Genomic DNA, 9569 nt, shown 5'->3' on the forward strand with positions numbered 1-9569 from the left:
ATCAAGCCTCCTCAAGACGACCGAAGACCTCTCCGCTGATCTTCACGTCAACGATCTCTCTGCCACCCATATCGGAGTCAGAGGGTTGGATCGCTGTAAACACACCGCCGAACTCACCCGTGTCGGGGTCCACCTTGGTGATTGAGAAGCTCATGATGCCAGTGCCATCGATGTAGCGCTTGACGTTTTCGCTTTCAAGCTCCTCATAGTCACCACCCAATGCCATCAAGCCCTGGGGATAGTCCACACCAGTGGTTAACGCACGACCCTTGGGATCGATGAAGTTACTGGTGCGGTAGCTAGGTGTGCGGTAGGTGCCGTTGAAGTCGGTACTGGTGGTGAGTGCAGAACCTTCAGCGGTGGCTTGAAGGTTTTTGCTTGAGAAGGTGAAGGGGAATTCCTCACCACCAGGAACCAAGACGGTGATCGGCTGGAAATCGATCCCTCCTTTTTCGCTGAAGCTCAGGCCGTCCTCACCAACGATGAGATCACCAAAGACTTCATCCAAGCTTGAGGTGTAGCGGGTGAGGATTTTGCCCTCAACGAATTGGGCTTCTTGACGCTTATTGGCTGGTTCGCCTTTCACGAAGACCTGGGAGGGATGCATGCAGATCCCACGCAGTTCGTAAGCAGAGCCAGCCGTCAGGCTGATGGAGCCACGGGCGGAGTCAGGCAGGCTGGGGCAGTCGTTGGCCTTGCCCGTATTGCGGATGTCGTCATAGGTGACGTTGGATCGGTCTATGGCCTCAGCACCACCACTGCAGGCGGTTACAACAAAGAGACAGAGGGCTAGCACCATGGCCAGCAGGGGACGGATGCGCATAGAAGAAGACTGATTAGCCGGACGAGGACGGTATCCACCGATTTTTCGATCTTACAAGGCGAAAACGTGCGTTCCGGCAAGCCTTTTGCAGCTCTCAACAAGCCTTCGCGTTGCAGGCCTCAAAGGAGGCGTCTCGAAACCGATCAACGGCGCCATTAAACAGTGACAGAGGCGACTCTCAGAGAATTACCCGTTTGAGACATCGCCCGGCGAATCAAGGGCATCCAGGCCAGGCAGTTGCGTGAAAATCTCATCCAGCAAGCGATTGGCGAGCTCGAGCTTGCATTGGGGCAAGCACTGCTCTTGGCTGCCATCGCGTCTGAGCAACCAGCCACCATTGAGGTGAGAGCCAAACCCTTGATGGGGCTGATCAATGGGGTTGGCAAACAACAGGTCGCATTGTTTGGCAAGAAGTTTTTGACGTGCGCGTTCCAGAAGCGAATCAGCCTGCCCACTGAGAGCCGCAAATCCCAACAGCACTTGACCAGGGGGGCGGCGCTCAGCCAAACCGGCCAACAGATCGGGGACAGGCTCCATCTCGACCCCAAGAACACTGGCCAAGGCAGCCTTCGCCGGTTTGTGAGGCAGCGCTCCACCACGACGACGCAGATCGGCCACCGCCGCCGCCATCGCCACCGCATCCACACCCGGTTGCAGATCAGTGAGTGCGCACTCCATCGCTTGCGCCGACTCCACAGGGTGGCAAGACAAGCCTTCAATCCAGGCGTCTGGCACCTGAAGGGGGCCGTGAATCAAGTCAACCCTGGCGCCCCGCCACCGGGCAGCTTGAGCGATCATCACGCCCATGCGCCCGCTGCTGCGGTTGCTCATGATCCGGGCAGGATCCAGAGCTTCCACCGTTGGGCCAGCGGTCACCAGGAGCGAGCGACCACTCCAATCACGCGCCAACGTCCTTTTCTCGCTCCCCCGCTGAAGCGCATGGAGAACCGCCAATTGAATCAAAGCGGGATCGGCCATTCGCCCCTCTCCGATTCGATCACAAGCCAACAAACCAGGCTCCGGTCCGAGACAGAGCACCCGTTCATCCCGTTGCAAAAGCTCCCAATTGCGCCGGACTGCAGGGTTGCCCCACATCCCTGTATTCATGGCTGAGGCTGCCACCACAGGCCGTTCGCAGGCCAACAACAAGGAGGCCAGCAATCCATCACCAAGCCCCTGAGTCCAGCGGGCCAAACTTGTGGCGCTTAAGGGAGCCACCACCACTAGATCCGCCCATTCCGCGAGCTCCACATGCAACGGCCGAGGTTGCGATGGCGCCCACTGGTCCTGATCTTGCAAACAGGGGTGACGACTCAGGCTTGCGAGTGCCACAGGGCTGACAAGGCGTGAGGCGCTTGGGGTAATAACGCAACGCACCTCGGCCCCCGCCTTCACCAAGGCACTCACGAGAAGAGGCGTCTTCACCGCAGCGATGCTTCCCGATGCGGCGACAAGGAGGCGACGCCCCTCCAGAGGCCGTGGGGCCTCAATCTTCATCGAATGGTTCCTGATCAACTAAGTGAACGTATGGCCCGGTGAGCTCCGGCCGGTGGATCGCCAAGGCACGCAACAGATGCCAATCACTCAAGCCATCAAAAGGAGTGGGGTAATCGTCGTCTTCCAGGCGCTGCGCGAGCAAAGCCACCTTGTCGTCATCAAACGCGTCCAGAGATTCCGGCGTGATCGGCATGCTGGTTCCCTGAAGCGAAGACCCCATTCTGCCTCGGGCAAGCGTTAGAGCTGACGCTAAGTTTCGAGCGACGGGGTCTTAGCTCAGTTGGTAGAGCGCTGCGATCGCACCGCAGAGGTCAGGGGTTCGAATCCCCTAGTCTCCATCGTCAAGAAAAAGCTTCATGTTCAGCTTTAAGCAAAAAGAATGAGCTCTTTTAGATCAACTTTGCGCGCCATAAAACAATCACAGGAATAGCTTCAAAACGAAGACTTTTCGCCTCACCAGCTTTCACTTGCAAAGACTGGTCATGTCACTTTAAAGACAACCCTTGATGGCCAGAAACAACAACAATCAAAACAAGAGTGTTATACAAGCCCTTTAACATCCCCTTGGCGAAAGCAAATCTTGAGAGCAAAGCTTGAAAGCAAAGAGACGCTCGGGCACAGGAGGGCTTGACTCAAACGCTGGAAACGAATACGTGCCGATGCATTGGCGAGACGACAACGCCCCAGCCGCTGTAGCGAAAGAAACAACCCAGAACTCACGTTCCTTTTAGACAGAACGATCTTTGCCTTTCAAGGGTGCAGTACTCAGAACAGTATTGAGCTCAAGAGTGATCCATCCAAGATCAAAAAGCTTCAAAGGATTCATCAATCAATCAGAACATGGACGTCATTGACCTCTTTCCACGCTCCATTGTGCAAGGGGAAGTTGACCAAAAACTCCTTCATCACGTGCATCTCCATTGTGAGGATGTTCTGCTCAATCCAGGATCAAATCCTGATGCTTCAACGCGCCTAGCTGGACAGCTCAGCAAACAGCTACAACTGAATTTCACCCAACCGGCCATTCGAGAACTTTGTGAATCCGTCCTCCTCGAAGGCTGCGAGCGTTGGATCCGGCACGTGATTGACCAGCAACCGCCTCAAGGGCGCGGCCCATGGGTGCCAGGTCGCTACCAACTCAAACTGATTGACATCTGGCTGAATTGCCAAATGGAGGGCGATTACAACCCCATGCACACCCATGGAGGAAGTTTTTCGGGAGTTGTCTTTTTAAAAGTCCCCCCACAGATCAACGGAAGCAGTTTTGACGGGCAACTGTGTTTTCACGGTCCGGAGGACTATCACCTTCAATCATTCCGCACAGGAATGGCGAAGTATGTGCTTCCCAAACCGGGCGACTTTTATATTTTTCCAGCATGGCAACCGCATTCCGTCATGCCCTTCCGAGGCACAGGAGAACGCTGGTCTCTCGCCTTTAACGTCGTTGCTCAGCCCATTTCCTCGCATCCACAGCCCCCCGACCAGAATCCCAACATTTCTCTTTCGAGTCAGCGACCAAGAGCGAGAGGCTTCTGACGGACAGCCTCTCAGAAAATTGCCTTACGATTCACTCCAGTTTCAGGGTCAGCCATGCCAAGGACAGCCATGGCCTGGGGCCTTGACATGCATCCATTCATCGTGAGGGCTTTAGGCGTACAGGACGTCCAGCCCTCTGCGCTGGAGTCTTGCTGATGTTCCCGACAAGCACTCAATTCACAAGACATTTGCCCCTGTTTGCAGGCCTTTTTGTTCTTGTTTTGGCCTCGACGCTAGCCAGACCCAGTGCCTTGATCACCTATGGCCTGATCGCGCTGGCTGGTGGGCTGGGCCGTCGCTGACGCCAGTCGGAACGCCCATGCGGTAAAAGGGATGTGAGCTGAGCCTATAAACGATGTCGCAATCCAAACGAGAACAGGTGGTTAGCCACCTGCGCTATATCCGCCAAGAGCTGCGCGAAATGCATCAAGGCGTGATGGAAGACGGACTCCTCCCTGAAGCCGGAGAGGTAAGAGGGGTCATGGCCCAGATGGAGGCCTTGCTTGAGCTACTGGAGGGCAAATCATCTCGCAAAGCGAAAGCAGATTCCGACTGAATGCGGTCCTGCTGGGTGGCCAACTTGAAGCAAATCTTGATTCAACAGGAAATGCTCAAAAACCAGCAATTGATACAGGAAACTAATAAATATCGAGTATTTTCGGTGTTGGCAGGTTGCCGGCCGGGTGATGGGGATCAATTGGTGGCACACCTGTGATAACGAGGCTTGAGGGGTTCCTTTCATGACCGCTCGACTGCAAAAGACTCGACTTCAAATCAGTTTCGGAGAAGCCACTTCAAGGCTTGATCGGTGGGCTGAAAATCCATGGCGGCGAGCATCGTTGATGTTGATCGCTCTTGGTGCCAGTTTTGCCTTAGGTAACAGCATTGGAGCCATTGCTGGTGCTTTGGCCTTGATGGATCCAGTGGCCGCTCTCATCACTGTGGCGATCTGGGAGCTCATGGTCCGAACCAGACGGCATTGGGCGCGAGATCAACAAAAACATCTGGGACGTGATTTGTTGGATATGGCACGCATTGGCTTGCTGTACGGCCTTTTATTGGAAGGATTCAAGTTGCTTTAAAGAACGTACAAATCCAGACAATTTTGATGGGCATTCATAGCCTGACTTTAGTTCTGCTGTTGGGTGGACCATGGCTGCTGAGCATTTCTTCCTCGAGCTCGAACCACCAGAAGAACGTCTTCGCAACGCCCCTCATGTGGTGATCGTGGGAGGAGGCTTTGCTGGAGTTCGCGCCTGCAAAGCACTTGCCCAGGCAGAGGTGCGCATCACCTTGATCGACAAGCGCAATTTCAACCTGTTCCAGCCGCTTCTCTATCAAGTGGCAACGGGGCTCGTCGCTCCCGGAGATGTGGCAACACCCCTACGACAGCTCGTTGGCAAGCAGCGCAATGTTCAGGTCCTGCTCGGGGAAGTGAAGGGATTAGATGCCAAGAAGCGACAAATCAATTTCAGCGAAAAGGTCATCAGCTACGACCATTTAGTGCTGGCATCGGGCTCAGGCAGCACCTATTTCGGCCATGAAGAATGGCGCACCTTTGCGCCACCGATGAAAATTCTTGAGCATGCCCAGGAGATTCGTCGTCGCTTGCTGATGGCCATGGAGCAGGCAGAGCAAACACCTGATCCAGCGGCGCGCAAATTTCTTCAAACCGTGGTGATTGTGGGAGGGGGCCCTACGGGGTGCGAAATGGCAGGTGCCACCTCCGAATTAATGCGCAATGCCATGCGCCGTGAGTTCAAACAGCTCGATCCTGATGATTCAAGAATTATCGTGATCGACCCGGGCGATCGCTTGCTGAGGGCGATGCCTGAGTCGCTATCGGCCTCTGCCCAAAAGACACTGGAATCTCTTGGGGTAGAAACCCTCTTCAAAGGGCGGGTTCAGAGCATGCAGCCGGGAGAGGTCAGCGTTGGCACTCCAGATGGCGAGCAAACGATCCAAGCGGCAACCGTGATTTGGACGGCCGGGGTGCGCCCGTCTCACCTTGGCAAGACCCTTGCAGCCTCGATCGATTGTGCATTGGATCGTGGTGGTCGGGTCATCGTTCAACCCGACTTCAGCGTGAAAGACCATCCAGAGATTCGGGTCGTGGGCGATCTCTGCAGCTACAAACACACCTCCACGGGCAATCCTCTACCGGGCATGGCCGGACCAGCAACGCAAGCTGGGGGCTTCGTCGGCAAGGACATCGCAGCGATCATCGGTGGACGCCAGCGCCCGAACTTCAAATGGTTTGATTTCGGCAGCATGGCTGTGCTGGATCGTGTTGCGGCCGTTGCTGATCTGCGCGGCTTCAAATTCAGCGGGAGCCCAGGTTGGGCGGTTTGGGCAGCCGCACACCTGGCTTTCATGCCCGATCGAGAAAATCGCTGGTCCTTGCTGATCAAGTGGATGTTTGCGGTTCTGTCACAGCAACGTTCATCGATGCTGCTCACAGGCATGCCATGTCAGCACATCGGTCTCGACTCTGCAGACGCACCGTTCCCAATGAACAGCGGCAGTGGCCCCTCGATTGCCGCTCCAGATGCGGCACTGAAAGCAGCCATGGATTACTACTCCAAGTCCGTGTCTGGTGTGCGTGTTCAGGATGGCGAAGCAGCCCGCGATGAATCCGCCACAGGATCAGACGCCGCCATCAAATAAAGCAGCGCCATCCTGATCGGGATTCCATTGCGAACTTGATCCTCCACCAAGCAGATCGAGCGGTCATCCAAGAGGGCACCGCTCATTTCAACCCCACGATTCACAGGGCCTGGATGCAGCACAGGGCCTGAAAAAGAGCAGCGTCGCAACCGCTCATGGGTGAGCCCATAGTCACGGTGATAGCGATCCAGATCCGTGAGCAGATGATCGGTCATGCGTTCTTGTTGTAAACGCAACGTCATCACAGCGTCCGCACCCGACAAGCATTCATCCAGGTTGCGGCTGATCTGCAGCCTTCCACGCTGAGGGACAGGATCAACCGCTTGCCCAGGCGGAGGAGCATGCAAGAAGTCTGCGAAGGCATCGGGCACAAGACTGGGCGGCCCGCACAGCACCACATCCGCGCCGCAGGCACTGAGAGCCCAGAGGTTGGAGCGCGCTACGCGCGAATGCAACACATCGCCAACAATCCCAATGCGCTTGCCCTGCAAGGCCTCGGGTTGAGGGCGATGGGGATCGAAATGGTGCGCGAGCGTATAGAGGTCGAGCAAACCCTGGCTGGGGTGACTGTGCTGACCATCCCCCCCATTCAGCACAACGGTGCGCTCGCCGGCTTGATCCAACTCATGGGCCAGCTGGGCGGGGACATCCGTGCAGCGATGACGGATCACCAGCACATCCGCCCCCATCGCGACATAGGTGCGCGCTGTATCGAGCAGGGATTCGCCTTTGCTCAGAGAGCTGCTCGACGGGGAAAAACTCTGCACATCAGCAGACAAGCGCTTAGCGGCCAGCTCAAAGCTGCTGCGCGTACGCGTGCTGGGCTCAAAAAACAAGGTGGCCACCAATCGGCCCTGCAACGCCGGGAGTTTGCGAGCGCCCGTCACCGGCATCGAGCGAAAACGATGGGCAAGCTCGAGCACGGTGGCGTAGTCGTCTCGCGAGAACGCCGCCAAATCGAGCACATGCCGGTGCGACCACCCACTCATCGCTGCCACTCCAGCGGTGGAATGAACGCCTGGTTCAAAGCAGGCATCCGATCACCTTTGGCACGCCGGCTCACGCTGCGGGAGGCCCGCTTGTACCAACGCCAGGGCAAGTCCTGGGCCTGAGAGATTCCGATCCGCGTGGTGGTCACAAGCTCAAGGCTGTTGAGAACGGAGGGCCTTGGGGCCAACCACAGTTCATTCTCGCCACAGGCGGAGCTGTTGTCATGAACGCGGCTGATTTCAAAACGACGGGACAGCAAACCAGGCCCCGCCGCAACCCGTTCAGGCTCGCCAGGCATGGCAACAGCACGAAGCAACACACCATTGGCCCAATCACTGCGATCCGTCACCACATTCACGCAGTGGTGGATGCCATAGCTCACATACACATAAAACCGCCCTGGCTCGCCAAACAGGGTTTCGTTTTGCGGTGAGCGGCGGAGATAGCCGTGGCAGGCAGGCTCATCCTGGGAATACGCCTCCGTCTCCACAATCACGCCCCACAGCAACTCCCCAGAAAGTTGGCGTTTCACTAATAAACAGCCAATCAACTCAGGTCCCACCACCTCGGCAGGACGGCAGAAGAAGGATTTGGGTAGAGCTGGGAAATCCTTGGAGATGGGCTGGGTGGCTATGGGCGTGGCTGGAGCAACAACCTTTCTTCACCTAAGTCTGACAACGCTGCTTGAATAAGAGACAATTGAATGATCTACATTCTTTCCCTGATGTCAGAAGAGCAACTCCAAGCGTTCCTTGAAAAGGTTCAAGGCGACACCAGCCTTCAGGAGAAACTCAAAGCAGCTGCTGATGCCAATGCTGTTACTGCGATTGCAAAAGAAGCAGGTTTCATTATTTCTGCTGATGATCTAACTAAGGCTCAATCCGAACTTTCAGAACGAGAGCTGGAAGGCGTAGCTGGAGGGAACAAGAATGAGCTGATTACTGGGTGGCTATGCGACTGGGGCTGGGGCTAATCGGAATCTGATCAGAGTAAATGTTCACTTAAGTAAATGTTCACTTGTTAGCACACTCAAACCCCCTGCCGCCGTAGGGGTTTTTTATTTCTTCAATCAACACCATAAACCCTTAAATCAGCCTTTGATACCTGGCACCATTACAAAGTAGAAAGTTGCCTTGATGACTTATTTGGAAGGAACTAATCAGAAATAGTTATACATATTCACAACGAATCTACCCTTGACTTAATTTACTCTAAAAGTATTTATATTCCCTAGATTAATCACCACAGCTTGAAGATTTGATCACCATCACGAATGCCATTGGCTCGTCTAAATCTCACCGCAAACTGATGCCACTCCTCTGGTATTTGATTGAGCCGAATATCAAATGCAAAGGGTAACTTCTGCTGTCCTGGTGAGACCCGGCTCTTCCTGCTTTGACTGCTTCTACCTTTTTCAACCAGCCGTTTCAGCATCCGTGAGCCCCAGTGGCACTTGGGAGCACCTTTGGCGTGATGACAATACTTCTGGCAGAAACGCTCATAACGCTTGGAGCATCCCTCCAATGTTGGCGCCAGTTGCAGGAAACTTGGGTGCCATTCGCTGATGCCATCACTCGCCAATCTGTCGTAGTGCCCATAGTTGGAATAGGGGTCATAAAACCCTTTTCTTATTCCTGCTGCCTTTGGATTGGCGTGGATATACCGCAAGGTGTTGAGCACTCGCCTGTGGTCTTTAGGCGCAATGGCAGTGGCGTAATACCTGGCTTCCCAAAAGTGCCCGCAACGACCACTCAGGCGGTTGAGTGCCATTGCTGAATACCAGCCAAACCAGTGCATCAGCTTTGGCAGTTGGCGTGCATCATCAGGTTTGATAAGCAGGTGCAGGTGATTTGCCATCAAACAAACGGCATACAACCTGTGGGGCACCTTGCCTTGTGCCTTGGCGAGCACTGCTAAAAGCACATCACGCCTCAATCCCTTAGCAATCAAAAACTGACGGCTGTTGCATCTGAGCGTGATGTGAAAGGAATGTCCTAGAGGAAGCCGACGAGATGATCGACCCATTCAATAAACGACCAGGTTCGCTGATTATCAC

The 9569-nt window shown here is 55.1% G+C and carries 12 protein-coding genes and 1 tRNA gene; 7 read left to right on the top strand and 6 right to left on the bottom strand.

All coding sequences use genetic code 11. The features are described from left to right. Position 1 precedes the first annotated feature (1 nt). The 3 genes from psbO to SYN8016DRAFT_RS06970 all read right to left on the bottom strand — a co-directional run bounded on the left by psbO (position 2) and on the right by SYN8016DRAFT_RS06970 (position 2540). Positions 2 to 823, bottom strand: coding sequence for a photosystem II manganese-stabilizing polypeptide (psbO, locus tag SYN8016DRAFT_RS06960; protein WP_006853634.1), 822 nt, complete (start codon positions 821 to 823; stop codon positions 2 to 4). Positions 824 to 1009: 186 nt separating this feature from the next. Continuing rightward, complete coding sequence (gene coaBC, locus SYN8016DRAFT_RS06965) at positions 1010 to 2320, bottom strand: bifunctional phosphopantothenoylcysteine decarboxylase/phosphopantothenate--cysteine ligase CoaBC (protein ID WP_006853635.1); 1311 nt, start codon at positions 2318 to 2320, stop codon at positions 1010 to 1012. Beyond that, a complete protein-coding gene (locus SYN8016DRAFT_RS06970) occupies positions 2310 to 2540 on the bottom strand; it encodes a DUF2555 domain-containing protein (protein ID WP_006853636.1) in 231 nt (76 codons plus the stop codon). Before SYN8016DRAFT_RS06970 ends, coaBC begins: the two co-directional genes overlap by 11 nt. Positions 2541 to 2585: 45 nt before the next feature. Here SYN8016DRAFT_RS06970 and SYN8016DRAFT_RS06975 point away from each other — a divergent pair. The 6 genes from SYN8016DRAFT_RS06975 (at position 2586) to SYN8016DRAFT_RS06995 (ending at position 6523) form a co-directional block, all read left to right on the top strand. Beyond that, positions 2586 to 2658, top strand: a tRNA-Ala gene (locus tag SYN8016DRAFT_RS06975). A 502-nt stretch (positions 2659 to 3160) separates the two neighbouring features. Then, the gene (locus SYN8016DRAFT_RS06980; protein ID WP_006853637.1) at positions 3161 to 3856 is read left to right on the top strand and encodes a putative 2OG-Fe(II) oxygenase; all 696 of its coding nucleotides are present in this window, start codon (positions 3161 to 3163) and stop codon (positions 3854 to 3856) included. A 149-nt stretch (positions 3857 to 4005) separates the two neighbouring features. Further along, a complete protein-coding gene (locus SYN8016DRAFT_RS15330; protein WP_159098310.1) occupies positions 4006 to 4158 on the top strand; it encodes a hypothetical protein in 153 nt (50 codons plus the stop codon). A 53-nt stretch (positions 4159 to 4211) separates the two neighbouring features. Beyond that, positions 4212 to 4412, top strand: a complete 201-nt coding sequence (locus SYN8016DRAFT_RS06985; protein WP_006853639.1) for a hypothetical protein — start codon at positions 4212 to 4214, stop codon at positions 4410 to 4412. Between the two features lie 184 nt (positions 4413 to 4596). Next, positions 4597 to 4938 (top strand): DUF565 domain-containing protein, encoded by a 342-nt coding sequence (locus SYN8016DRAFT_RS06990; RefSeq protein WP_038013984.1) that lies wholly within the window; start codon positions 4597 to 4599, stop codon positions 4936 to 4938. Between the two features lie 70 nt (positions 4939 to 5008). Continuing rightward, positions 5009 to 6523, top strand: coding sequence for an NAD(P)/FAD-dependent oxidoreductase (locus SYN8016DRAFT_RS06995; protein WP_006853641.1), 1515 nt, complete (start codon positions 5009 to 5011; stop codon positions 6521 to 6523). Here SYN8016DRAFT_RS06995 and SYN8016DRAFT_RS07000 read toward each other — a convergent pair. Next, entirely contained in the window at positions 6463 to 7512 is a 1050-nt protein-coding gene (locus SYN8016DRAFT_RS07000) for an aspartate carbamoyltransferase catalytic subunit (protein WP_006853642.1), read from the bottom strand. The two genes, SYN8016DRAFT_RS06995 and SYN8016DRAFT_RS07000, sit on opposite strands and share 61 nt — an antisense overlap. Then, positions 7509 to 8078 (bottom strand): DNA-3-methyladenine glycosylase, encoded by a 570-nt coding sequence (locus SYN8016DRAFT_RS07005; RefSeq protein WP_006853643.1) that lies wholly within the window; start codon positions 8076 to 8078, stop codon positions 7509 to 7511. The genes SYN8016DRAFT_RS07000 and SYN8016DRAFT_RS07005 overlap by 4 nt, the downstream gene beginning before the upstream one ends. 159 nt (positions 8079 to 8237) lie before the next feature. Here SYN8016DRAFT_RS07005 and SYN8016DRAFT_RS07010 point away from each other — a divergent pair, with 159 nt between their 5' ends. Next, entirely contained in the window at positions 8238 to 8486 is a 249-nt protein-coding gene (locus SYN8016DRAFT_RS07010; protein ID WP_050802726.1) for a Nif11-like leader peptide family natural product precursor, read from the top strand. A gap of 266 nt (positions 8487 to 8752) precedes the next feature. Here the strand turns inward: SYN8016DRAFT_RS07010 and SYN8016DRAFT_RS07015 are convergent, their stop codons facing one another. Continuing rightward, a complete protein-coding gene (locus tag SYN8016DRAFT_RS07015; RefSeq protein ID WP_006853645.1) occupies positions 8753 to 9538 on the bottom strand; it encodes a transposase in 786 nt (261 codons plus the stop codon). Positions 9539 to 9569 lie beyond the last annotated feature (31 nt).

The organism is Synechococcus sp. WH 8016 (assembly GCF_000230675.1).
GTDB lineage: Bacteria > Cyanobacteriota > Cyanobacteriia > PCC-6307 > Cyanobiaceae > Synechococcus_C.

Coding starts and splice junctions, on each gene's coding strand:
- psbO (WP_006853634.1), bottom strand. CDS start 823: ATGCGCATCCGTCCCCTGCTGGCCATGGTGCTAGCCCTCTGTCTCTTT.
- coaBC (WP_006853635.1), bottom strand. CDS start 2,320: ATGAAGATTGAGGCCCCACGGCCTCTGGAGGGGCGTCGCCTCCTTGTC.
- SYN8016DRAFT_RS06970 (WP_006853636.1), bottom strand. CDS start 2,540: ATGGGGTCTTCGCTTCAGGGAACCAGCATGCCGATCACGCCGGAATCT.
- SYN8016DRAFT_RS06980 (WP_006853637.1), top strand. CDS start 3,161: ATGGACGTCATTGACCTCTTTCCACGCTCCATTGTGCAAGGGGAAGTT.
- SYN8016DRAFT_RS06985 (WP_006853639.1), top strand. CDS start 4,212: ATGTCGCAATCCAAACGAGAACAGGTGGTTAGCCACCTGCGCTATATC.
- SYN8016DRAFT_RS06990 (WP_038013984.1), top strand. CDS start 4,597: ATGACCGCTCGACTGCAAAAGACTCGACTTCAAATCAGTTTCGGAGAA.
- SYN8016DRAFT_RS06995 (WP_006853641.1), top strand. CDS start 5,009: ATGGCTGCTGAGCATTTCTTCCTCGAGCTCGAACCACCAGAAGAACGT.
- SYN8016DRAFT_RS07000 (WP_006853642.1), bottom strand. CDS start 7,512: ATGAGTGGGTGGTCGCACCGGCATGTGCTCGATTTGGCGGCGTTCTCG.
- SYN8016DRAFT_RS07010 (WP_050802726.1), top strand. CDS start 8,238: ATGTCAGAAGAGCAACTCCAAGCGTTCCTTGAAAAGGTTCAAGGCGAC.
- SYN8016DRAFT_RS07015 (WP_006853645.1), bottom strand. CDS start 9,538: ATGGGTCGATCATCTCGTCGGCTTCCTCTAGGACATTCCTTTCACATC.